The organism is Arthrobacter sp. 10T419 (genome assembly GCF_056394105.1).
This window is the reverse complement of record NZ_JBFTHF010000004.1, coordinates 1-23,602: the sequence shown is the minus strand read 5'-3', so window position 1 is coordinate 23,602 and position 23,602 is coordinate 1. Positions and strand designations below refer to the sequence as shown.

Genomic DNA, 23,602 nt, shown 5'->3' with positions numbered 1-23,602 from the left:
TTGGAGCACCGCATGACCGCCACGGCCGCCGCCGCACCCCTGATCGACCAGCTGAACCTCGACACGGTCAGCACAAGGGACCTGGACCGCCGGGCCATGGCGCACGACGCGTCCCACTACCTGCTGATCCCCCAGGGCGTCGCCACCCCGCGCAACGCCGACGACGTCGGGCAGCTGCTGCGCCGCAGCCGCGAGCTCAACCTGCCCGCCACTTTCCGTTCCGGCGGCACGAGCCTCTCCGGCCAGGCGCTCAGCGACAGCCTGCTGATCAACACCCGCCAGCATTTCCGCGGCATTGAGGTCCTCGACGGCGGCGCCCGCGTCCGCGTCCAGCCCGGCGCCACCATCCGCAGCGTCAACGCCCGCCTGGCCGCGTTCGGCCGCAAACTCGGCCCCGACCCGGCGAGCGAAATCGCCTGCACCGTGGGCGGCGTGATCGCCAACAATTCTTCCGGGATGGCCTGTGGCACGGAGTTCAACACCTACCGCACCCTGGAATCCATGGTCTTGGTGCTGCCCTCGGGCACAGTCATCGATACCGCCGACGCCGACGCGGACGCGCGCCTGCGCGAACTGGAGCCGGAACTCCACGAGGGCCTGCTGCGGCTGCGCCGCCGGGTGGCCGGAAACGCGGAGTCGGTGCGCACCATCACCTCGCTGTTCTCGATGAAGAACACGATGGGCTACGGGGTGAACTCGTTCCTGGACTACGAACGCGCCGTCGACATCCTGATGCACCTGATGATCGGCAGCGAAGGCACCCTCGGCTTCGTGGCGGAAGCGGTCTTCCGCACCGTCGAGGTCAAGCCCGCCGTCGCCACCGGGCTGCTGGTCTTCAACACGCTCGCCGCAGCCACGGCCGCCCTGCCCGAGCTGGTGGCATCCGGCCTGGCGACCATCGAACTGATGGACGCCGCCGCGTTGAAGGTCGCGCAGCTCGCTGCCGACGCGCCCGCGGCCATCCGTTCGCTCCCGGTCGAGGGACACACCGCGCTGCTGGTGGAACACCAGGGCGCCGACGCCGCGGAACTGACCGGCAAGCGTCACAACTCGCAGCCGCTCTTCGCGTCCCTGGACCTGGCCTCGCCGTTCGCGCTGACCACGGACCCGAAAGACCGCGCGGCACTCTGGCACGTGCGCAAGGGCCTCTACACGACGGTGGCCGGCGCCCGCCCCTCCGGTACCAACGCGCTGCTGGAAGACATCGTGGTTCCGGTTCCGGCCCTGGCGGACACCTGCGGCGAACTGACCCGGCTCTTCGCCGAACACCGCTACGAGGACTCGGTGATCTTTGGCCACGCGAAGGACGGCAACGTCCACTTCATGCTCAACGAGCGCTTCGACGACCCCGCCCAGCTGCTGCGCTACCAGGCGTTTACCGACGACATGGTGGACCTGGTCCTCGGCGCCGGCGGCTCACTCAAGGCCGAGCACGGCACCGGGCGCATCATGGCCCCGTTCGTGCGCCGCCAGTACGGCGACGAGCTCTATGAAGTCATGCAGGAGATCAAACGGCTGATCGACCCCGCCAATCTCCTCAACCCCGGCGTGCTGCTCGCGGAGGAGCCGCTTTCCTACGTTCAGAACCTCAAGGTGGCGCCGACGGTGGAGGAAGAGGTGGACCGCTGCGTCGAGTGCGGCTACTGCGAACCGGTCTGCCCGAGCAAGGACATCACCCTCACGCCCCGCCAGCGCATCGTGCTGCGGCGCGAGATGGCAGCCGCGGAACTGCGCGGCGACGACGCCTTGGCCGCCCGGCTGCGCAAGGACTACGAGTACGACGGCGTGCAGACCTGCGCGGCCGACGGCATGTGCGTCACCGCCTGCCCGGTGCTGATCAATACCGGGGACCTGGTCCGGCGGCTGCGGAAGGAAAACGCGAACGCCGTCGCGGAAGCCGGCTGGAGCGCCGCGGCGGACCACTGGGGCGCGGTCACGTCCGGCGGCGGCGTGGCCCTGACCGTGGCGAAGGCGATGCCCGCGCCGCTGGCCAAGGCAGCGACCGCCGTCGGCCGTGCGTTGCTGGGCGCGGAGACCGTTCCCGCCTACGACGCAGTGCTGCCCGGCGGCGGCTCCAGGCGCCGGCCGCGGCGCGACCCGGACAGCGTCGCCGTGTTTTTCCCCGCCTGCATCGGCACCATGTTCGGCCCCGCGGACACGCCCGGTGGCGCTGAGGGCGGTGCGGGCGGCCCCGCCAAGGGCTCGGCCCAGGCGTTCCTGGAGCTCTGCGAGCGCGCCGGCGTGGGGCTGACCGTTCCGGACGACATCGGCAGCCTGTGCTGCGGCACCCCGTGGAAATCCAAGGGCTTCGCGCAGGGCTACGCGGCGATGTCCGCGAAGGTCCTGGACGGCCTTTACGAGGCCAGCGGCCAGGGCCGGCTGCCGGTGGTGTGCGACGCCGCCTCCTGCACCGAGGGCCTGGAGACCATGAAGCGGCTCGCGGCCGAGGGCGGGGAACGGTACGCCGGGCTGCGGTTCGTGGACTCGGTGGAGTTCGTGCACCAGCACGTGCTCGGGCAACTGACCGTCACCGCGCCGGTGGGATCCATGGCCCTGCATCCGACCTGTTCTTCCACCCAGCTGGGGACCAACGGTGCGCTGATGGACATCGCCCGGGCCGTGACCGGGGACGTGTTTGTGCCGCTGAACTGGGGCTGCTGCGCCTTCGCCGGCGACCGCGGCCTGCTGCACCCGGAACTGACCGACTCCGCCACGGACAAGCAGGCCCGGGAAATCAACGAACGCGAGTTCGACGCCTACGCCTCAACGAACCGCACCTGCGAACTGGGCATGTCCAAGGCCACCGGCCACTCCTACCGGCACCTGCTGGAAATCCTGGAAGAGGCCACCCGTCCGGAGGGGTGAGGGGCGGGTGAGGAGCGGGTGAGTGGCCGGTTCGACGGTTCCGTGCAAATTCGACGTTTCAAGGCGTCGAATCCGCGGGGAACCGTCGAAGTGGCGGAACGGGGCCCTAGACTCGGCGCATGTCTGGTATTGGGGGAACGAAGGCAGTCCGCTCCATTGCGGCATTCACCATCAGCCTGCTGCTGGCCGCGGGCCTGGGCGGCTGCACTTACGAGGATCCGGGCGATCCGCAACGCACGGCTAGCCAAAGCCACGCGGCGGCGCGCAGCACTGCGACGACGGATCCCGATCTCCTGGCGGTGGAGGCGCGCAACTACGCGGAACTGGAGCGGCGCTTAGCGAAGGCTTTCGGGTCTGTGATCCTGGCCGACTCGGGCCCCGCCGACGGTCCGGGAGTGGGGTTCAGCAAGGCTGCGGCCGTCCCGGCGGCCGGTCAGCATACTGTCACCATGGCCTGCGTCGGCATTCCGCATGCCCAGATCTACCTCTCCCAGGACACGGAAAGCGGAACCGAGCATACGGTATTCGAGGTTGACTGCTCACGGACCCAGACGCAGGTAGTTCAGCTGGCGGCAGGGCCCGTCGGCGCCCAGCTCACCCGCGTCCACCCGGACGGCGCCTGGACCGGGGCGGTCGCCGGGATCAGGATCACCGCTCCATGAGACTCGAGGGCTGGAACATCACGGTCTTCCTGCTACTCCTGGTGGCTGCAGCCGTTGTGGTGCAAGGCGTGACGTTGCTTGTCGCGTGGGCAGTGCGGCTGCTCCGGCGGCGAAGCAGCGGAGGCGGCTCCGGGGCACCCCCTCCCTGAGGCTTGCCTCCTCGGTCGGCCGCCCTGGCAGCTCAACCCGGCCTTCCCCAGGGACCCGTTTCGACGGTTCCCTGCACACTCGACGTTGAGAAGCATCGAGTGCGCAGGGAACCGTCGAAACGGCGGCGCAGGCAGGCTCCAAGCGCACAAAAAACCCCTCCATCCCGGGCAAAATCGCCGGGATGGAGGGGTTCGTGGGGCCCCCTGTCGGATTCGAACCGACGACCCCCGCTTTACAAGAGCGGTGCTCTGGCCAACTGAGCTAAGGAGGCAATCCGCCGTCGTCGCCTGACCGAAAATCCGGCCCGACGCTGACTGCTAGATAAGGGTAGCCCACGGACCCCCGCCGGAGAAAAATGCCGGAAACAAGACAGCCCGGCCCCGGACGGATCCGGGGCCGGGCTGCTGTTTCGTGCGGCGGTTACTTCTTGGCGTCCACCGCGGCCTGCAGGAACTGCTCGAACGGGGTCTGCGCGCTGGCGCCCTTGCCCCACTGCTTGCCCTCGACGAAGACCGTCGGCGTACCCGTGACACCGATGGCCGCCGCCTCCTGGGTGGTGTACTTCACGTACGGGCGGTACGTCTTGTCATCCACGCACTTGTCGATGCTCTTGGCCCCGACGTCGGTCGCCATCGTCTTGAGCTCCGCGTCGGAGAGGCCCGCAGTGCCCTCGGCCGGCTGCTTGGCGAACAGGGCGTCAACGAAGTCCGAGTACTTTTCCGGGGATTCGTTCACGACACAGGCCGCGGCATTGGCGGCCCGCGAGGAGTAATTGGTGCTGGAGCGGCTGTCCAGGAAGCCCAGCGGACGGTACTCGACCGTAATCTTGCCCTCGTTGCGCAGCTTGGTGAGGGTGGGGTTGTATTGCGCCTCGAAGTTCTTGCAAACCGGGCAGATGAAGTCGATGTAGAGGACCACCTTGACCGGTTTGCCGGCCTCGGCCTCGGCGCCGGGTGCCTTGATGTCGGCGGGAGGCGTCGCGGCGGGCGAGGGCAGATCCGCGACATTGACGGTGGCCGGTTCGGTCTTCGCCACTGCGGTGTTGGCCAGCAGGGTGACGCCGCCGTGGACGTTGCCGTTGGCCGGCGTCGGGCCGGAGTCGGCTACCGGGGCGTTGTTCTTGATGTTCGAGGTGACCACCAGGGCCACAATCACGATGATGGCGACGACGGCGGCCACGATGCCCCAGCCGATGAGCAGCTTGTTGCGCTTTTCCTTCTTCAGCTGCGCCTCGCGGATCTCACGGGCTTTCTCGCGGGCCGCGGCGGTGCGCTCCGCTTTGGACTGACGGGGTTCGTTTGCGGCGCTCATTGGTTCCTCGTGTCGATCGGCCTGGGATGGTCCACTGGGTGGCAACTTCATCATTTTAGGGGAGAAACCTGAGGAGCTTGCGCTTTCAAGTTTCCTTCCGTGTGCCCAACGGACGAATAGCACAGAAGATTCCGCCCGGCTAGGGTGGATGAGAGCCACAAGCGACCCCAGGGGGCACCAATGCAAGCAACCGAGAGCGTTGAGCAGCGCGCCGAGCAGGAGACTGCACAGACAGCCGACGGGGGGCAACACACCGAGCCCGCCACCGAAATGCACGCCAACGCGTCGGAGCCAGGCGCCACCTTCGATTTCATGGTGGTGTCCAACCGCATGCCGGTCGACCGGTGCTCCCCGGATGAGCCCGGCTGCGAGGACGGCTGGCGCCGTTCCCCCGGCGGCCTGGTGACCGCGCTGGCGCCGATGATGACCAAGACCGATGGCGCCTGGGTGGGCTGGCACGGCGCCCCCGACGAGCACCTCGAGCCGTTCAGCCACGGCGGCATCGACCTAATCCCGGTCCAGCTCAGCACGCGGGATATCGAGCTCTTCTATGAGGGCTTCTCCAACGCCACGCTCTGGCCGCTCTACCACGACGTGATCGCCCCTCCCGAGTTCCACCGCGCCTGGTGGGACTCATACCGCAAGGTCAACAAACGGTTCGCCGACGCCGTCGTCCGCCATGCCGCCAAGGGCGCCACTGTCTGGGTGCAGGACTACCAGCTGCAGCTGGTCCCCAAGATGCTCCGCGAGGCGCGCCCGGACCTCAAGATCGGCTTCTTCAACCACATCCCGTTCCCGCCGCCGGAGATTTTCGCGCAGCTGCCGTGGCGCCGCGCAATCATCGACGGGCTCCTGGGCGCGGACCTGGTGGGCTTCCAGCGCAGCAGCGACGCCGGGAACTTCATGCGCTCCGCCCGCCGCTTCCTCGGGGCCAGCGTCAAACAGCAGCAGGTCCACGTGAAGGGCGCCGACGGCGAAACCACGCACATTGCCCGCGCGCAGGCCTTCCCGATCTCCATCGACGTGAAGCAGATCAGTGAACTGGCGCGGAAGCCGGAGATCATCGAGCGCGCCAAGCAGATCCGCCGCGACCTCGGCAACCCCAAGACCATCCTGCTGGGCGTCGACCGACTGGACTACACCAAGGGCATCCGGCACCGGCTCAAGGCCTACGAGGAACTCCTGCAGGACGGAAAGGTCACGGTGGAGGACGCCTCCCTGATCCAGGTTGCCAGCCCCAGCCGCGAACGCGTCGAACAGTACCGACTGCTGCGCGAAGAAGTGGAAGGCACCGTCGGCCACATCAACGGCACCTACGACACGATGCAGAACACCGCCGTCCGGTACCTGCACCACAGCTACCCGATCGAGGAAATGGTGGCCCTGTACCTGGCCGCCGACGTCATGCTCGTCACCGCCCTGCGAGACGGCATGAACCTGGTCGCCAAGGAATACGTCACGGCCCGGACCAACAACGACGGCGCCCTGGTGCTCAGCGAATTCGCCGGCGCCGCGGACCAGCTCAAACAGGCGCTCCTGATGAACCCGCACGACATCGACGGCCTCAAGGACACCATCATGAAGGCGGTCAACATGCAGCCCGCCGAGGCCGCTCGCCGGATGCGCGCGATGCGCAAGCAGATCCTCACCCACGACGTCGACCTCTGGTCCGCGGACTTCCTCAGCGCGCTCAAGGAAAAGGTGGTCCGCGATGACTCCTGAGCCCAACCCAGCCCGGACCAGCCTCTCCCTCTCCCCCGAACTGCTGGCGGCCGTGCACCGCGTCGCCGGCACGGAACAGCTGTTGGTGGCCATGGACTTCGACGGCACCATGGCCCCGCTGGTGGACCATGCGGGGGACGCCCGGGCACTGCCCCGCTCGGCCGCCGCCTTCGCCGCCCTCGCGGAGTTGCCGCGGACGACGACGGCGCTCATCTCCGGCCGGGCCCTGGACAGCCTGCGGGCGGTCGCCTCGCCGCCGGAGAACACCCTGCTGATCGGCAGCCACGGCGCGGAAGTCTGGATGGGCCCCGGTTCCACCGAACTCCAGCTCGACGACGCGCAGCGGGAACTGCTCGCGGACGTGCGGCGGATCCTGGCCGAGATCGTGGACGTCGCGCCCGGCACCCTGCTCGAAGACAAGCCCGCCGGCGTCGTGCTGCATACCCGCCTGGCCGCCGACGACGTCGCCGAGGATGCCGTGGCGGCCGCCAAGGCCGCTCTGCAGGACCGCGCGGGCGTCTTCCTCAAGACCGGAAACCGTGTGCTGGAAACCGCCGTCGTGCACGCCTCCAAAGGCGAGGGGATCTCATTCCTCCGCCAGGCCACCGGGGCCACCGCAGTCGTCTTCGCCGGCGACGACACCACGGACGAGGACGCCCTGGGCAGCCTCATCCGCGGGGACCTGGGCGTCAAGGTCGGATTGGACTTCACCCAGGCTGAGTTCCGGGTGGAGGCGCCTGTGCATGTCTCCGAGTTTCTGGAAGCGCTGCTGCGGGAACGGCGAAAGGCCGTCGGCGCCTAGGCAGTCGCCGCTCCGCTCCTGGACGCCTTCACCACGGCGCTCCCGGCACATCCTGTTGACGACCGCCTGCCCTCGCTAGACTTGAATTGCGCCGCACAAGACGCAGATTTCGTTTCGGGAAGGAACGATCATGACCAAGAACAGCGGCAAGGAAAACACCTCGGATGCAGCCGGTTCCGGCACGAACCCCGAGGAAAAAGACCTCCGGGGCCGGTACGTCGAAGGCGACTTCGGCAAGTCCGGCGCACAGTCCGGCCGGCACGCGGACGACGAGGAAGGCCAGTACATTGAAGGCAACTACGGCGCGGCGGGATCCGAAGGTGGACTGCCCGAACCGCTAGGCGACAAGGCCCGGGAATCGGGACGCTACGTCAGGGCGGACTACGGCGGGGCCGGATCTGCGCCGGCGCGCACCGCGGACTCGGAAGTCGGACGGTATTCCGAGGGCAACTACGGGACCGATGGCACGGTGGACCCCACGCGCAAAGGCCGCCCGCGAAAAGAGTCGGAACCGAACCAAACTGACTCCCATTAGCTGACGATCAAGTTAGCTGACGATCAAGGCCTCAACGCGCATTAGCTGGATGCGGACTCCGGTTCGTAACCAATCAGCCAGTGAAGTCCGTGGCGGTCGACGACCTGGCCGTCTGAGGCGCCCCACGGCTTCGGGCCCAGGGGGTCCACCACCCGGCCGCCGGCCGAGAGCTTGTCGAACCACTCGTGCAGGACGGACGGCGAGGCGGTCCCCAGGAGTGAGAGCATCAGGCCTTCGCACCGGACACCCTGCTGGCCCGCCGCCACATCCGATCCCGCCAGGGCTACAGGGCCGTTAAGCTGCCCGTGCGCGATGGCATCCGGCGGGCCGTCGGTGCGGTTGAACTCCTGATACGTAAACAGGGACAAGCCCCCGCCGAAAACGTCCGCGTAGAAGCCAAGCGCCTCCCGCGCCGTGCCGGGGAAGCTGACATAGATCTGCAAGGCCGTCATGGGCACAGCATACAGACCGCCCGGAGAGCCTGAGTGGGCAACCTCACCTGTGACATCCGTAACTTTTTAGCCCAAAAGCCAAAAATCTGACATACTCTGTATGTGATGTGGCGCACAACTACCGTGCGGCGTCATTGGATGCTCCTCGGCCTTGGCCGGGGAGCATGCGCATCCACCTCCGGATGCCACAACTGAATATGAAGAACCATTCACTACGGATCGTCCGGCACGTACCTGCCGGTGAAGGGATTGATAACTGTGGCTACAGTTACTTTTGATAACGCTACGCGTCTGTACCCGGGCACAGAGAAGCCCGCTGTTGACAAGCTCAACATTGAAATCGCCGATGGCGAGTTCCTGGTCCTCGTTGGACCCTCCGGCTGCGGAAAGTCCACCTCGCTGCGCATGCTCGCAGGCCTTGAGGACGTGAACTCCGGCCGGATCCTGATCGGTGACCGCGACGTCACGGACGTCCCGCCGAAGGACCGCGACATCGCCATGGTCTTCCAGAACTACGCCCTGTACCCCCACATGACGGTCGCAGACAACATGGGCTTCGCGCTGAAGATTGCCGGCGTCAGCAAGGAAGAACGCGCCGAGCGTGTCCGTGAAGCCGCCAAGCTCCTGGACCTCGAGCCGTACCTGGACCGCAAGCCGAAGGCCCTCTCCGGCGGCCAGCGCCAGCGTGTCGCCATGGGCCGCGCAATCGTGCGTAACCCGCAGGTGTTCCTGATGGACGAGCCGCTGTCCAACCTGGATGCCAAGCTCCGCGTGCAGACCCGCACGCAGATCGCGTCGCTGACCCGCCGCCTCGGCGTCACCACCGTCTACGTCACCCACGACCAGGTCGAGGCCATGACAATGGGCGACCGCGTCGCTGTGCTCAAGGACGGCCTGCTGATGCAGGTGGACACCCCGCGCAACCTCTACGACAAGCCGAAGAACGTCTTTGTCGCCGGCTTCATCGGCTCCCCCGCCATGAACCTGCTCGAACTCCCCGTTGTCGACGGCGGCGTGCAGTTCGGGGGCACCGTCTACCCGGTCCCGCGCGATGTCCTTGAGGACGCTTCCGGCTCCACCGTCACGCTGGGCACCCGTCCGGAAGACCTCGAGACCGCGCCGCAGGGCGAGGGCCTCCAAGTCGAGGTCGACGTCGTCGAAGAACTCGGCGCCGACGCCTACGTCTACGGCCACACCACGCTGGACGGCAAGGACCACGACATCGTGGCCCGCGTCGACGGCCGCCGTCCCCCGATGAAGGGCGAGACCGTCTGGGTCCGCCCGCAGTCGGGCCACGTGCACCTGTTCGACACCAAGACCGGCCTGCGCCTGGGCGACTAGTCCCCACCGGCCCCCTAACCTCGCTTCACTTCGGTTAGGGATCCCTGCCGGCGTGGGCCCACCCACCGGCCCCCTAACCTCGCTTCACTTCGGTTAGGGATCCCTGCCGGCGTGGGCCCACCCACCGGCCCCCTAACCTCGCTTCGCTTCGGTTAGGGATCCCTGCCGGCGTGGGCCCACCCACCGGCCCCCTAACCTCGCATCGCTTCGGTTAGGGATCCCTGCCGGCGTGGGCCCACGTCAGCATTCGACGGCGGTCCTCCTCCGGGAGGGCCGCCGTCGGCCGTTAACCGGCAGATTTTAGGCGAGGCCCGCCCTCGTACGGGAGAATTGCGTTATGACCGAGGAAAACCGCATGACCGAGGACAACGGTGCCCAGTGGCACGACGAACCCACTGACTACGGCCAGATCGGCAAGCTGCCCCGGTACGAGGCCGCCAGCGCCAACGACAAGGCCGTCTCCAGTTCGCTGAGCATCACCGCCGCGGCCACGGAGCCCGAACTGCTGGACCTGCCCTGGCACATCGCCTTGGAGGACTGGCCGGCGGAATACCTCGCCGCCCTCCCCCGCGGCATCTCCCGGCACATCGTGCGGTTCGCCCACCTGGGCGGCTCGGTGATCGCCATCAAGGAAACCTCGGAGCACATCGCCCGGCATGAGTACCACATGCTCCGCAAGCTCGCCCGGCTGGATGTCCCCTGCGTGGAGCCGGTCGCTGTCATCACCGGCCGCACTACCCCGGAGGGCCGGCCGCTGAACCCCGTGCTGGTCACCCGGCACCTGAAGTTCTCCATGCCGTACCGCGCGCTGTTCTCGCAGATGCTGCGCAAAGACACCCTGACCCGCCTGATCGACGCCCAGGCCCTGCTGCTGGTCCGGCTGCACCTGATCGGCTTCTACTGGGGCGACGTCTCGCTCTCCAACACGCTCTTCCGCCGCGACGCCGGCGCCTTCGCGGCCTACCTCGTGGACGCCGAAACCGGCGAGCTGTACCCGGACCTGTCCACCGGACAGCGCGAGTACGACCTGGAAATCGCCCGGGTCAACATCGCCGGAGAACTGATGGACCTGCTCGACGGCGGCCTGATCGAGGAAAAGGTCGATCCGGTCGCCACCAGCGAGCTCATCATGGAGAGCTACCGGCGGCTCTGGACCGAGCTGACGGAAAAGGAATCCTTCGAAATCGGTGAGCGCTGGCGGGTGGCCGCACGCATCCGCCGGCTCAACGAACTGGGCTTCGACGTCGAGGAATACGCCATCAAGACCACGCAGAACGGCTCCACGATCCAGCTTCAGCCCAAGGTGGTGGACGCGGGGCACCATCAGCGCCGGCTGCTGCGCCTGACCGGCCTCGATGCGCAGGAAAACCAGGCCCGGCGGCTGCTGAACGACATGGACTCCTTCCGGGCGGACAACAACCCCGGCATGGACGAGGAATACAGCGCGCACCTGTGGGTAAGCCAGATCTTCGAGCCGATCGTCCGGTCGATCCCGCGCGACCTCTCCGGGAAGCTCGAACCGGCGGAGGCCGTGCACGAGATCCTGGAGCACCGCTGGTACATGTCCGAGAAGGAGAACCGGCACATTCCGCTGGCCGAGGCTGTGCAGTCCTACATCGATTCCGAGCTCCGGCACCGCCGGGACGAGGCCGCGATCATGCTGAACCCGGACACCGAACTGCTCAAGATCCTGGAAGTCGAAACCGAGGAGTCCCGGTACGGCGACGACGAGGCGATCGACGAATACCCGGACTCCGACGACTGAACACCCGCTTCCCGGCCCAACTAGCTCGCATTAGTTGTCGCTTTGAGAGTTCAAAACGACAACTATTGCGAGCTAGTTGGGTGGAACCGGTTCCGGCACAGCCGGGCTAAATCGCCTTGCCGGGGTTAAGGATCCCGGCCGGGTCGAAGAGCTCCTTGATCCGGCGCTGCAGTTCGCGCACCGGTTCCTTCTGCTCCAGGCCCAGCCAGCGCAGCTTGTACTGGCCGACGCCGTGCTCCCCCGTGATGGTGCCGCCCATCGCGAGGGCCACGGTGACCGAGTTGTCCAGGGCCGCTCCCAGCCGTTCCATGGCCGCGGCGTCCACCGCATCGCCGGCCCGGTCCACCCAGAAGGTGGGGTGCAGGTTGCCGTCACCGGCGTGGGCCACCACCTTGAGCTTGACCTGGTGCCGCACGGCCATCGCCTCCAGCTCCGCAATGTAGTCCACCAGCCGGGACCGCGGCACGGCGACATCCTCGCCCACCCGGTATTCGTCGTCGACCTCGACGCCGCGGCTGTTGCGGCGGAGCTCCACCAGCTGTTCGGCCTCGGCACTGGCTTCCATGGTCACCACCGCTCCGCCTGCGGCCAGCAGCGGCCGGATCGCGGCGGCCTCCGCCGCGGCGCCGAAACCGTCGGTCTGGATCAGCAGCAGCGAGGCGCCCCGCGAGGCCAGGTCCGAGCCGTGGGCGTCGTCGAGCTGGGCGAGCGAGCCACCGTCGAGCAGTTCCATGATGGCCGGCTGCACGCGCGCCTTGCCCACCGCGAGGACGCCCGCCGCGGCGCTGCGGAAGTCGGGATAGAACGCGGCGATGGTGTGGACTTCCCGGGGCAAGTACTTCAGCCGCACCGTGATCCCGACGACGATCCCGAGGGTGCCCTCGGAGCCCACGAACAAGCCCGTGAGGTCGTAGCCGGCCACACCTTTGAAGGTCTGGTGCCCGGTATGGATCAGCGTGCCGTCCGCCAGCACGACGTCGAGCGCCAGCACGGAGTCCCGCGTCACCCCGTACTTCGCGCAGCGCAGGCCGCCGGCGTTCGTGGCGACGTTCCCGCCGATGGTGGAGATCCGGTAGCTGGCCGGGTCCGGCGCGTACATCAGGCCGTGCACCGCCGCCGCGTCGTTCAGTGCGGCGTTGATGACGCCGGGTTCGACGACGGCGGTCTCGTCGTCCGGGTTGAGGTCCAGGATGCGGTTCATCCGTTCCAGGCTGAGGACCACGCAGCCTTCGCTGGCGTGGGCGCCCCCGGAGACCCCGGTGCCCGCGCCGCGGGGCACCAGTGGAATCCGGTGGGCGGCACAGGCACGGACGGCGGCCTGGACGTCCGCCACCGATTCGGCCAGGACCACGGCCTGCGGGAGCTGGTAGTCCAGTACAGGCGCCTGGTCCACGGCGTACGCCGCCAGGGCCGCCTCATCCACGGTGACCTTCGCCCCGCCCAGGGCGGACGTCAACTCCTCAACAATGCCGCGCATGCGCTCTCCAGTTCTCCGTCGAATCCGGCCGTCAGTCTCGGCCTTCAGTCTAGGGTGCCGGCAGCGCCACGCCCGGCAGCACCCAGAGGGCGGCCGCTGGGCCGCCACTGCGGAAGAGCGCGCCTGCGGACCCCGGCTCCACCACGATGTCGCCGGCAGCAAAGACATGCGGTTGCGCCAGCGCAGCGAGCTGCCCGGCGGAGAGCAGGCCAGTGGCGAGTTCGACGTCTGCGGCGGTCCTGGCCACGACCACCAGCACCGTGCTGTCCGCGGTTTCCCGCACAAAGGCCAGCGCGTCCCCCTGCGCGTGCAGCCAGCGGAGTCCGCCGCCGGTGAGGGCGGGCTGTTCCCGGCGCAGCGCGGTAAGCGCGGCATACGTGCCACGGAGGTCGGCCAGGATCCGCGTGGGGTCGGTCCAGGGCATGGGCGTCCGGGAGAACTCCCCGTTATCGCCCTTGAGCCCGAACTCGTCCCCGGCAAACACCACCGGCACGCCGGGCAGGGTGAACATCAGCACGGCGCCCAGCTGCTGGCCGCCGTCGATCATGACCGTGGCGGCCCGGGCGGTGTCGTGGCTGTTCAGGGCATTCATGTTCTGCTGCCGGACGTCCCAGCTGAAGGCGGCGGCCAGATCCTGGTGCGTGGCGAGGAAATCCTCAGCCCCGATCCGGTTGGGCCCGGGCAGCGGCGTGCCGAAGAAGTTGACGTGCCCGGCGTCGCCGGAGAGCCAGGCCCACAGCGGGCGGGTGAAATTGGAGTACGTCATGGCGCCGTGCCAATGTTCGCCGCTGAAATCCGGAGCGGCGTCGTTGGTCGCCTCCGCCAGCAGCGCCGCGTCCGAGTTGATTCCGCGGACCCGCTCCGCGATCAGCCGGGCCACTTCCTGATTGAGGTCGGTCTCCCCGAGCCGTCCGGTCATGTTGCCGACGTCGATCCGCCAGCCGTCCAGGCTGAACGGCGGGCGGAGCCAGCGGGCCACCGGGGATTCGTCGTCCAAGACGAACTTGTCCCGCAGGCCGGCCGAGGACCAGTTCAGCTTGGGCAGCGACGGCACGCCGTACCAAGCCTCATAGGAGCTGTGGTCCTCGTTGAAGTAGTAGTAGCCGGCTTCCTCGGAGTCCGGTGCCGCCAGGGCGCGCTGGAACCATTCGTGCGCGTCGCCGGAGTGGTTGGCGGTGAGGTCCCCCAACACTTTCAGGCCGCGGGCGTGGGCCGCTTCCACGAGTTCGACCAGGGCCGCGTCGCCGCCCAGCAGCGGGTCCACCATGGAAAAGGTCGAGGCGTCATAGCGGTGGTTGGACCGCGCGGGAAAGAACGGCGTCAGGTAAATGATGTCCGCCCCGAGCCCCTGGATGTGGTCCAGGTGTTCCGTGACACCGTGCAGGTCGCCGCCGTAGAACTGGAAGGGTGTCTCGGCGGACGAGCCTTGCACTTCGGTGCCGTCCCAGTCGCTGGGCACGGCCCAGTCCGGGACCGGGTGCGCCGCTGCCCGGGCCGAGCGCGCGAAACGGTCCGGGAAGACCTGGTACATGGTGCCTTGGCGCAGCCACGGCGGGCCGGCCGGGAACGTAGTCAGCCGGAAGTCCGCGTAGTCGGAGACGTCCCTGCTGAACAGGCCCTGCGCGTTGAGGGTCCAGTACCGCGCGTCGGCCTCGATCAGGAACCGGTAGCGGGCCACCGGGTTGGTGACTGCCATGTCAGCTTCCCACCACACCCAGCCGTCGGCCTCGCCGATGTTCACGCAGCCCGTGTACCGGGGTTCGCCGTCGTGCACGGAGCGGAGCCAGACCCGGCTGGCCCGGCCCCACGCGTCCGGGATACGGATCCGGAGCCGGGCCGCGGCTCCGGCCTCCACCGTTTGCGGTGCGTGCAGGCCGGACCCGTCGTGGTGCGGCAGCAGCCCGGCCATGCCAGCGCCGGACATGCCTAGCCCTTCACCGAGCCCTGCGTGAGCCCGCTGACGATGTAGCGCTGCAGGAACAGGAACAGGGCCATCACCGGGATGGCGCTGATGACCGCGCCGGCGGCAAAGACACCCCAGTTCTCGGAGCGCTGCTGCGCCACGAAGGAGTAGAGCCCGACGGCGAGGGTCTGGCTGTCCGGGTCCGTGAGCACCACGGACGCGATCACGAATTCGCCGGAGATGCCGATGAAGGACAGCAGCCCCACGACGGCCAGGATCGGCGTGACCAGGCGCATGATGATGCCGAAGAAGATCTGGCTGTGGCTCGCCCCGTCAATCTTGGCGGCCTCGTCCAGGGACTGCGGCACGGTGTTGAAGAAGCCGTACATCAGGTAGGTGTTCACGCCCAGGGCGCCGCCCAGGTAGACCATGATCAGGCCCATCTGGCTGCCCAGGCCCAGGGCGGGGATGACCTCGGAGATGCCGCTGAGCAGCAGGAAGATGGCGACGACGGCCAGCAGCTGCGGGAACATCTGCAGCAGGAGCAGGCTCAGCAGGCCCACCCGGCGGCCCGTGAAGCGCATCCGGGAGAAGGCATACGCGGCCATCGCCCCGAGGAACACCGTGGCCGCGGAGGTCACGCCGCCCACCACCATGGTGTTCAGGAACCACTGCGCAAAGGGCCGCGAGGGCATGTCGAACAGGGCGGTGAAGTTCCCGAAGTCGATCTTGCTGAACAGCGCGTTGGAACCCACCAGGGTGCCGGTGGAGTTCAGTGCCGCCGAGAGCACGTAGAGCAGCGGGAAGACGGCGAAGATCGTCACGATGACGCCCACCAGGTGGCGCCAGCCCTTGTCCTTGAACCAGACGCCGAAGGGGCGCCGGCGCTGTAGCGACTTGAGGTATTCGACGTCGGTGGTGCCGGTGGTGATGCCCTGCTCGGCCTGGTGCGCCGGAGCCGCGGTGCGCGGTGCTGACCCGTTCATGAGTTCACGTCCTCGAGTGCCTTGGTCTGCTTGAAACTGATGGCCGAAACGGTGGCCACGATGATGAAGATGATGATGGCGAGGGCGCTGGCCAGGCCGTAGTCACGGCCGGTGCCCTGCCCGAAGGCAACCTTGTAGACGAGGGTGATCAGGATGTCGGTGGCTCCGATGTCCCGGTCGGTGTCGGCGAACCGGGGTCCGCCGCCGGTGAGCATGAAGATCACGTTGAAGTTGTTGAAATTGAAGGCGAAGGAGGAGATCAGCAGCGGGGCGATCGAGACCAGCAGCAGCGGCAGCTTGATGGAGCGGAACACGCGCCACGGGCCGGCGCCGTCCATCCGGGCGGCCTCGTCCAGTTCGTTGGGCAGCGACTGCAGGGCGCCGGTGCAGACCAGGAACATGTAGGGGAAGCCGAGCCAGAGGTTGACCACCAGGACGCTGATCTTGGCCAGGACCGGATCCGTAAGCCAGCCGATCGAGGCCCCGCCAAGCAGGGTCTGGTTGAGCCAGCCGAACTCCGGGTTGAGGATGCCGGACCAGACCAGGCCGGTGAGGAACGCGGGGAAAGCGTACGGCAGGATCATCAGGATCCGGTACACCTTCTTGCCCTTGAGGTCTTCGCGGTTGAAGGTGATGGCCAGGAACAGGCCCATGGCGAAGGTCAGCGCGACGGAGGCCACGGCGAAGGTGAAGGTCCAAAGGATGACGCCCAGCAGGGGTCCGCGCAGGCTCGGGTCGGTGAAGGCGCGGGCGAAGTTCTCCATCCCGACGTCGATCTTCCAGCCCGTGGACAGGGTCTCGCCGTTGTCCGCCGCGAAGGCGCCCTTGCCGTTGTCGCGGTAGACGGCACCCGTGGTGGTGTCGGTGAAGGTGTCAGCGGCCGCGTCGTACTTCAGCGCCGGCTTGAACTGGTAGGCGTTGCTGCCGTCCGCGGTGCGCAGCGTGCCGTCCGCCGGGTTCGCGGAGACCGGCACGGTGATGTCCAGGATGCTTTGCTGGTTGGCCACGATTTCCTGGAAGTTCAGGGTTTGGTAGCCGTCCAGCGTCTTGGCCTTGCCGGTGGAGTCCTTGACGGCCCCGGAGACTTCCTCCAGCGGCTTGTCCGTGCTGCCCAGCGAGACCTTTCCCTGCGGGTCCGTGAAGAGCAGGTAGAAGGAGTTGTCCTTGGCCAGCACGGAAGTCTTGTAGGCCGGTGAATCCGGGACGCGCTTCTGCGCGGTGAGCTGGATGGCGGCGATCGCGTCATCCTTGGTGCTGTTGTGCCCGTCGCCGTAGTTGGTGAAGGCGATGTAGCCGCTGAACATGACCACGAAGACCTGGAAAACCAGCAGGAAGAGCACGCCCGGGGCCAGGTACTTGGCGGGCAGGCCGCCCTTGCGCAGGTAGATCCAGTTGATCACCACTACGACGGCGGCGGAGACTCCCAGGGCCAGCCAGGACTGGCTCAGGAAGAGCATGATCAGGACGTAGACAGCGAGGGCATCGACAAGGCCCAGCAGCACGATCTTGGCGATGGTGCCCTTCACCCCCTCGGGGCCGGTCCGGCGTTGGCGGAGGGTTCTGGCCTGCCGGCCGGAGGTTGTGGTGGCGGGGTCCGGGGCGGACGACGCTGCGGGCTCGGTGTCCTCGCGGAGTTCGGTTTCTGACATGGCTGTCTACAGTCCTTGGGAGAAGCTGGGGTGATGCAGGAACGGGCCGGGCAGCCTGGTGGCCGCCCGGCCCGGTGCTGCCGGTTCCCGGCGCGTGGAAGCGTCAGGAACCGGCGCGGGGACTAACCCTTGATTTTGCTCTTGATGCTGGCTGCCATCTTGGCCCAGTCAGCAGCCGGGTCGCCCTGGCCCTTGATCAGGGCGAGCTCGGTGGCTCCCCAGTCAGCCCAGACAGCACTCATTTCCGGGATAGCCGGCATCGGGACGCCGGTGGCGCCGATCTTGCCGAAGGCGGCAACAACCGGGTCGCTGGCTGCCTTGTCGAAGGAGGCCTTCAGTGCCGGCGGGCGGCCGCCGGCCTTGTACATGGAGTCCTGGGCTGCCTCGGAGGTCAGGTAGTTGGTGACGAACTCATTGGTGGCCAGGGCGTTGGCGCTCTTGGCGCTGATGAAGAAGCCGTTGACGCCGATGAACGGCTGGGCCGGCTGGTCGCCGGCGGTCGGCAGCTCGTCAACGGCGAACTTGATGCCCTTCTTCTGTACGTCCGGGAGGTTCCACGGGCCGGTCAGGTAGTACGGGGACTCGCCGGCGAGGAACTTCTCCTTGGCGATGTCACCGGTGATGTTGGAGTTGATGATCTTTTCGCCCTTGTCGCCCCAGGCGGTGAGCTTCTTGGCGAACTCGACGCCGGCAGCGTCGCCGATCAGGAGCTGCTTCGGGTCGTAGCCGCCGTCGGCAGCCTTGCCGAAGACCTGCGAGCCCATGGAGGCCTGCAGCGGGTACAGGTGGTACGGGTCGCCCTGCTTCGGGTCCATGCCGACGAGGAACGGGAACTTGGCCTTGCCGTCTGCGACTGCCTTCTTGCCGTTGGCAATGACCTCGTCCATGGTCTTGGCCGCGTCGGGCACGATGGCCGTGTTGCGCAGCAGTGCGATGTTTTCGATCGCGTAGGGAACACCGTAGACCGAGCCGTTGAAGGACATGGCCTTGATCGAGGACTCCTGGAAGGCGTCCTTCTTGTCGCCAAGCTCGACGGGTGCGATCACGCCGTTCTGGACGAACTTGCCTACCCAGTCGTGCGGGCCGACGATGAGGTCCGGGCCCTTGCCCGTCGGGACCTGGGTGATGAAGTCGTCGCGCACAGCTGCGAAGTCCTTGACGACGAGCTTCACGTCGATTCCGGTGTCAGCCTTGAACTTCGCGGTGATGTCCTTCAGAGCGGGTGAACGCTCGGCGTCGACCCACATGGTGATCGTGCCGGCGCCGCCGGACTTGAGGTCCGGCTTCGCGGAGGCGGAGGCCGTGGCCGTGGCCGTGGCCGGACCGGAGGCTGCTGCGCCGCCGCAGGCGCTGAGCGCCAGCGCTGCAACAACGGAGATCGCACCGGCCGTGAATACCCGGCGGCTGGTTCCGGTTGTGAGGGTGTTCTGCACCTTCATTGGTGTCCCTTTCATAAAATCCTGCATCCACGCGTAGGGCTCTTCGGAAGTCTCCTGGGCCCGGTGGCATCGTCGGTGATGTGGCTCACAGCTGCAAGCGCTTCCAAGCTACACGGTGATGGACGCTTTGGAAAGTCATTCTAGCGTGGCGTGTCGCGGGGCGGCGACCACGCTGGGAGACTGCGAGACACCTCCAGAAGGCCTAGTGGCGCGGAACATACGGGCCCATGCCGCGGATCCACCCCAGGCTCCCCGAGCAGACTCAAAAGATTTATTGACTGGAAGCGTTTTCAATTTCGACGTCGGGGACTTACGATTACCGGCATGTCCGTTGATTCAGTACTCACAGCCCCCGCCGCACTGGCCGGCCCGCTGACCCTGGTGCACGCTGCAGATGACACCCCCGGCTGGTGGCGCTCCGCCGTGATCTACCAGGTGTACCCGCGCTCGTTCCGGGACCTGAACGGCGACGGCGTCGGCGATCTGGCCGGCATTACCGCCGAACTCCCGCAGCTCGCCGAGCTGGAGATCGACGCGGTCTGGCTCTCGCCGTTCTACCGCTCCCCGCAGCGCGACGCCGGCTACGACGTCAGCGACTATTGCGACGTCGATCCCCTGTTCGGCACCCTGGCGGATTTCGACGCCATGATGGCCGAGGCCACGCGCCTCGGGCTGCGGCTGATCGTGGATCTCGTGCCCAACCACTGCTCGGACCAGCACTCCGCCTTCCAGGCGGCGCTGGCAGCCCCCGCAGGCAGCCCGGAGCGGGACATGTTCATCTTCCGGGACGGCCGCGGTGATTCCGGCGAGCAGCCCCCGAACAACTGGCAGTCGCACTTCGGCGGACCGGCGTGGACCCGGATCATCGAACCGGACGGCACCCCCGGCCAGTGGTACCTGCACCTTTTCGACACCTCCCAGCCCGACTTCAATTGGGACAACGACGCCGTCCACGCCGAATTCGAACGCGTCCTGCGCTTCTGGCTGGACCGCGGCGTCTCCGGCTTCCGGGTCGACGTCGCCCACGCACTCGTCAAGGCGCCGGGCCTGCCCGAATGGGGCGGCCGCGCCGACGGCAACAGCTCGCACGGCTTCCCCGGGCACGAAGCCCCGATGTTCGGCCAGCCGGCGCTGCATGACATCTACCGGACCTGGCGCCGGATCCTGGCCGAATACGGCCCCGACCGCATCCTCTGCGCGGAAGCCAACGTGGACCCGCTCCCCCGGCTCGCCGACTGGGTCCGCCCGGACGAAATGCACCAGGCCTTCAACTTCCCTTACCTGCACGCCGGCCTGGACGTGCACCGGATGCGCCACGTCATCACGGAGTCACTGACCGCCCTGGACGCCGTCGGTGCGCCGAGCACCTGGGTGCTGTCCAACCACGACGTCGTCCGGCACGCCACCCGCTTCGGCTACAACGGACCAGCGCCCCGCGACGGGGACGGCATCGGCCCCGGCGACGTGCAGCCGGACGAGGAACTCGGACGCTCCCGGGCCGCGGCGGCCTCCATGTTCATGCTGGGCCTGCCCGGCGGCGCGTACCTCTACCAGGGCGAGGAACTCGGCCTCCCCGACGGCATCGACATTCCGGACAGCCAGCGCCAGGACCCCACCTTCGGTCGGACCGGCGGCGAGCGTCTGGGCCGGGACGGCTGCCGGGTACCGCTGCCATGGCGTTCCGGCGAGCCCCACGCGGGCTTCGGCGCCGGAGCGGATCCGTGGCTGCCGCAGCCGGCGAGCTTCGCCGAGCTGGCCCGGGACGCGCAGGCCGCGTCGCCGTCGTCGCACCTGTCCCTGTACCGGCGGATGCTGGCGCTCCGGCGCGAGCTCAGCCTCGGCCAGGGCTCCCTCAACTGGATTGAAAACTGGTGCACGGACACCTCGCTGGCCTACCTCAACGGCACCACCGCGGTGCTGCTGAACGTCGGGCAGGAGCCGCTCGAACTGCCCGCCGGACAGGTGCTGCTGCGCAGCTCCGTGTCGGGGGAACAGGGTGAAGACGCCCATCGGTTAAGCTCAGGTGAAACTGTTTGGCTGGAAATCTACATCGAGGACACGGAGAGCTAAAAATGCCCGGCATCAAGGACGTCGCGGAACGGGCCGGCCTCTCCATCGCCACCGTTTCGCGCGCCTTGAGCGGCAAGGGCAATGTCTCGGCCCAGAGCCGTGAGCGCGCCCAGGCCGCCGCAACCGAGCTCGGCTTTGTCCTGTCATACCACGCCTCCAGCCTGGCGTCCGGGCGGAACCACAACGTCGGCGTCGTGGTTCCGTCCGTGCACCGCTGGTTCTTCTCCTCGGTGGTGGAGGGCGTATCCGCGACCCTGCTCGACGCCGGCTACGACCTCACGCTGTACAACGTCAGCGAGGGCGAGGAGCGCCGGCACAGCGTGCTCAACGACTTCCTGCTGCGCAAGCGCGTGGACGCGGTCATTGCGGTCTCCCTGGAGCTCAGCGAGGCCGAGATCCAGCAGCTGCTCGCCATCCACCGCCCCATCGTGGGGATTGGCGGGCCCCTGCCGGGCGCCTCGACGATCCGGATCAACGACTCGGGCATCGCCGAGGCGGCCGCCCGGCACCTGATCCAGCTTGGCCACAGCAGGATTGCGCATATGACCGGTGACGCGGCGTATGAGAAGGACTTCCGGCTGCCGGGCACGCGCCAGGGCGGCTTTACCAAGGCCATGCGCGACGCCGGGCTGACGATCCGTCCGGAATGGCTGGTCTCCGCCGACTTCACCATCCAGGGTGCTTACGCCAGCGCCCGTCAGCTGCTCGGCAGTTCCCCGGAACGCCCCACAGCGGTCTTCGCGGCCTCGGATGAGATGGCGATCGGCACCATCCTCGCCGCCCGCGACTTCGGACTGCGCGTTCCCCAGGATCTGTCCGTCATCGGCATCGACGGCCACGAACTCGGCGAACTATTCGGCCTCACCACCATCGACCAGGATCCTCGCGGTCAAGGGGCGATGGCGGTCCGCCGTCTGCTCGCAGGGCTCGACGGCGGCGCGGACACGGCGGCGGCGGACACCGAGTATCCGACGAAATTTGTGATCCGTTCCAGCACGGCCGTCCCGCCGGCCGACGCCGCACCCTTGCGCTAGCTGTACTCTGCCGGCGCTTCTGTAGCTTCTGGTGCTTCTAGTGCGCAGGGCGCGTCCAAGGGAAGTTCCATGATGATCTCCGAGCGGTCCGGATCAAGCGGGTAGGGTTCCCGCCGTCCGGTGTCCTTGAACCCGTGCCGGGAGTAGAACGCCTGGGCACGGCCGTTTGCCTCGTGCACGCCAAGTTCCAGCACCACGGCGCCGAGCTCATCCCGGGCACCGGCGATGGCCCGCCGCAGCATCTCGTCGGCCAGGCCGGAGCCCCGCAACTCCGGGCCCACGTAGACGCTGAGCAGCACTGCCTGGCGCGGACGGTCAGGATCCTGCGGGACCTTCGGCACAACGCGCATCAGTGCCCGCAGCCTGGCAGCGGCAAGGTCTTCACCGGCAGGCACTTTGACCTCGGCAGGCACCCCGCCGGCAAGGAGCGGCGAGGCGGAATGCGGGCTATCAGCCGGCTCCGCGGCATCTCCGGCCACGAGGGATACGCAACCCGAAGCCGCCATCAGCGCGGCGCGCTCCTGCCATTGCCGGTCCGTTTGCTCCCGGGCCGAGTCGAGGGTCTCCACGTAAGCCGTGGGCGCATCCTCCAGCATTTCCAGCCGTAGGGCGCGGTACTGTTTCCACTCCCCCGCTTCGAACCGACGGATCACGGGCCGGGTCACCGGCAGCTCACCGTCAGTCATCGGCGCCGCCCATAAACCGGACGAACCGCTGCAGCACGCCGGGCCAGCCCGCCTGGTAGTCCGCTCGCGTAGCGGCGGGGTCCTGCGCGCCCTCCCAGCCGCTGTGCACCAACCGGAGCTCGGTGCCGCCCTCAACGGCCCGGAAGGCCACCCGCAGCTCCGTGGACCACAGGGCCTGCGTCCCGGGATGCCAGGTGGCGTGGAAGGACAAGGGTGGCTGCCAGTCGTCGATGGACCCCCAGATGGCGGTCCTGCCGTCGTCTGCGGTCTCAAGAATGAGGCTTTCCTCGAACTCAACATAGGAGCCCGGGCCGTAGACGCTGTGGCCCTCGAGCGGCCACCAGAGGTGCGTGTGCTCGGTGAAACCCATGAAAGCCCGGGCCACGGGGCCGGGGACAACGACGGTGCATACCACCGGCTCCAGCCCTTCGGCCGGCTCGGGTTCCGGGGCTGCCGCGGCGTGGCTGAAGAGGTTATCCATAGGCATCAACTTTACAAGGGTCGGTTGTGTGCACGCCGGGAGTGCGGGAGGGGCGCTATACGTTTTTGGGGTGTTAAAAGGCTCAGGCCCCGACACTGTGTGTCGGGGCCTGACTGTAATGGTTGTCCGGCGGTGACCTACTCTCCCACACCCTCCCGGGTGCAGTACCATCGGCGCTGTGGGTCTTAGCTTCCGGGTTCGGGATGGGACCGGGCGTTTCCCCCACGCTATGACCGCCGTAACCCTGTGTCCGCGCCCCCGGGGCCCTGGTG

18 protein-coding genes, 1 tRNA gene and 1 rRNA gene are annotated in these 23,602 nt (G+C 67.7%); 9 read left to right on the top strand and 11 right to left on the bottom strand.

Annotation, left to right across the window (positions count from 1 at the left end; all coding sequences use genetic code 11):
* Positions 1–12 precede the first annotated feature (12 nt).
* Both AC1DBD_RS08940 and AC1DBD_RS08935 read left to right on the top strand, forming a co-directional pair.
* Entirely contained in the window at positions 13–2,865 is a 2,853-nt protein-coding gene (locus AC1DBD_RS08940; protein WP_476981916.1) for an FAD-binding and (Fe-S)-binding domain-containing protein, read from the top strand.
* 119 nt (positions 2,866–2,984) lie between these two features.
* Positions 2,985–3,527 (top strand): hypothetical protein, encoded by a 543-nt coding sequence (locus tag AC1DBD_RS08935; RefSeq protein ID WP_476981915.1) that lies wholly within the window; start codon positions 2,985–2,987, stop codon positions 3,525–3,527.
* A 344-nt stretch (positions 3,528–3,871) separates the two neighbouring features.
* Here AC1DBD_RS08935 and AC1DBD_RS08930 read toward each other — a convergent pair.
* Positions 3,872–3,948: transfer RNA gene (locus AC1DBD_RS08930), tRNA-Thr, on the bottom strand.
* A gap of 149 nt (positions 3,949–4,097) precedes the next feature.
* A complete protein-coding gene (locus tag AC1DBD_RS08925; protein ID WP_441418196.1) occupies positions 4,098–4,988 on the bottom strand; it encodes a DsbA family protein in 891 nt (296 codons plus the stop codon).
* A gap of 270 nt (positions 4,989–5,258) precedes the next feature.
* Here AC1DBD_RS08925 and AC1DBD_RS08920 point away from each other — a divergent pair, with 270 nt between their 5' ends.
* The 3 genes from AC1DBD_RS08920 to AC1DBD_RS08910 all read left to right on the top strand — a co-directional run bounded on the left by AC1DBD_RS08920 (position 5,259) and on the right by AC1DBD_RS08910 (position 8,047).
* On the top strand, positions 5,259–6,710 hold the full coding sequence (locus AC1DBD_RS08920; protein ID WP_441418392.1) for an alpha,alpha-trehalose-phosphate synthase (UDP-forming): 1,452 nt from the start codon (positions 5,259–5,261) through the stop codon (positions 6,708–6,710).
* Positions 6,700–7,512 (top strand): trehalose-phosphatase, encoded by an 813-nt coding sequence (gene otsB / locus AC1DBD_RS08915; RefSeq protein WP_476893178.1) that lies wholly within the window; start codon positions 6,700–6,702, stop codon positions 7,510–7,512. The genes AC1DBD_RS08920 and otsB overlap by 11 nt, the downstream gene beginning before the upstream one ends.
* A 130-nt stretch (positions 7,513–7,642) precedes the next feature.
* Entirely contained in the window at positions 7,643–8,047 is a 405-nt protein-coding gene (locus AC1DBD_RS08910; protein ID WP_476981914.1) for a hypothetical protein, read from the top strand.
* Positions 8,048–8,088: 41 nt separating this feature from the next.
* Here AC1DBD_RS08910 and AC1DBD_RS08905 read toward each other — a convergent pair whose 3' ends face one another.
* Positions 8,089–8,499 (bottom strand): VOC family protein, encoded by a 411-nt coding sequence (locus tag AC1DBD_RS08905; RefSeq protein WP_476981913.1) that lies wholly within the window; start codon positions 8,497–8,499, stop codon positions 8,089–8,091.
* A 258-nt stretch (positions 8,500–8,757) separates the two neighbouring features.
* On the opposite strand from AC1DBD_RS08905, the gene AC1DBD_RS08900 reads away from it, so the two are divergent.
* Positions 8,758–9,840 (top strand): ABC transporter ATP-binding protein, encoded by a 1,083-nt coding sequence (locus AC1DBD_RS08900; protein ID WP_476909065.1) that lies wholly within the window; start codon positions 8,758–8,760, stop codon positions 9,838–9,840.
* A 355-nt stretch (positions 9,841–10,195) separates the two neighbouring features.
* A complete protein-coding gene (locus AC1DBD_RS08895) occupies positions 10,196–11,605 on the top strand; it encodes a DUF4032 domain-containing protein (protein WP_441418391.1) in 1,410 nt (469 codons plus the stop codon).
* 106 nt (positions 11,606–11,711) lie between these two features.
* Here the strand turns inward: AC1DBD_RS08895 and AC1DBD_RS08890 are convergent, their stop codons facing one another.
* From AC1DBD_RS08890 to AC1DBD_RS08870, 5 genes are all read right to left on the bottom strand, one after another.
* Positions 11,712–13,082 (bottom strand): FAD-binding oxidoreductase, encoded by a 1,371-nt coding sequence (locus AC1DBD_RS08890; protein WP_476981912.1) that lies wholly within the window; start codon positions 13,080–13,082, stop codon positions 11,712–11,714.
* Positions 13,083–13,131: 49 nt separating this feature from the next.
* A complete protein-coding gene (locus AC1DBD_RS08885; RefSeq protein WP_476981911.1) occupies positions 13,132–15,006 on the bottom strand; it encodes a glycoside hydrolase family 13 protein in 1,875 nt (624 codons plus the stop codon).
* Between the two features lie 2 nt (positions 15,007–15,008).
* Positions 15,009–15,971 (bottom strand): sugar ABC transporter permease, encoded by a 963-nt coding sequence (locus AC1DBD_RS08880; RefSeq protein ID WP_476981910.1) that lies wholly within the window; start codon positions 15,969–15,971, stop codon positions 15,009–15,011.
* Positions 15,968–17,620, bottom strand: coding sequence for an ABC transporter permease subunit (locus AC1DBD_RS08875; protein ID WP_476981909.1), 1,653 nt, complete (start codon positions 17,618–17,620; stop codon positions 15,968–15,970). Before AC1DBD_RS08875 ends, AC1DBD_RS08880 begins: the two co-directional genes overlap by 4 nt.
* Positions 17,621–17,742: 122 nt before the next feature.
* Entirely contained in the window at positions 17,743–19,059 is a 1,317-nt protein-coding gene (locus tag AC1DBD_RS08870; RefSeq protein ID WP_476981908.1) for a sugar ABC transporter substrate-binding protein, read from the bottom strand.
* A gap of 324 nt (positions 19,060–19,383) precedes the next feature.
* Between AC1DBD_RS08870 and AC1DBD_RS08865 the strand changes: the two genes are divergently transcribed.
* Together AC1DBD_RS08865 and AC1DBD_RS08860 are read left to right on the top strand one after the other, a co-directional pair.
* On the top strand, positions 19,384–21,129 hold the full coding sequence (locus tag AC1DBD_RS08865; protein WP_476925728.1) for a glycoside hydrolase family 13 protein: 1,746 nt from the start codon (positions 19,384–19,386) through the stop codon (positions 21,127–21,129).
* Positions 21,130–21,131: 2 nt separating this feature from the next.
* Complete coding sequence (locus AC1DBD_RS08860; protein WP_441418185.1) at positions 21,132–22,163, top strand: LacI family DNA-binding transcriptional regulator; 1,032 nt, start codon at positions 21,132–21,134, stop codon at positions 22,161–22,163.
* Here the strand turns inward: AC1DBD_RS08860 and AC1DBD_RS08855 are convergent.
* From AC1DBD_RS08855 to rrf, 3 genes are all read right to left on the bottom strand, one after another.
* Positions 22,160–22,849, bottom strand: a complete 690-nt coding sequence (locus AC1DBD_RS08855; RefSeq protein ID WP_476925726.1) for a GNAT family N-acetyltransferase — start codon at positions 22,847–22,849, stop codon at positions 22,160–22,162. The two genes, AC1DBD_RS08860 and AC1DBD_RS08855, sit on opposite strands and share 4 nt — an antisense overlap.
* Positions 22,842–23,330, bottom strand: a complete 489-nt coding sequence (locus AC1DBD_RS08850; RefSeq protein WP_476893189.1) for an SRPBCC domain-containing protein — start codon at positions 23,328–23,330, stop codon at positions 22,842–22,844. The genes AC1DBD_RS08855 and AC1DBD_RS08850 overlap by 8 nt, the downstream gene beginning before the upstream one ends.
* Positions 23,331–23,454: 124 nt before the next feature.
* Positions 23,455–23,571: ribosomal RNA gene (gene rrf, locus AC1DBD_RS08845) — 5S ribosomal RNA — on the bottom strand.
* Positions 23,572–23,602 lie beyond the last annotated feature (31 nt).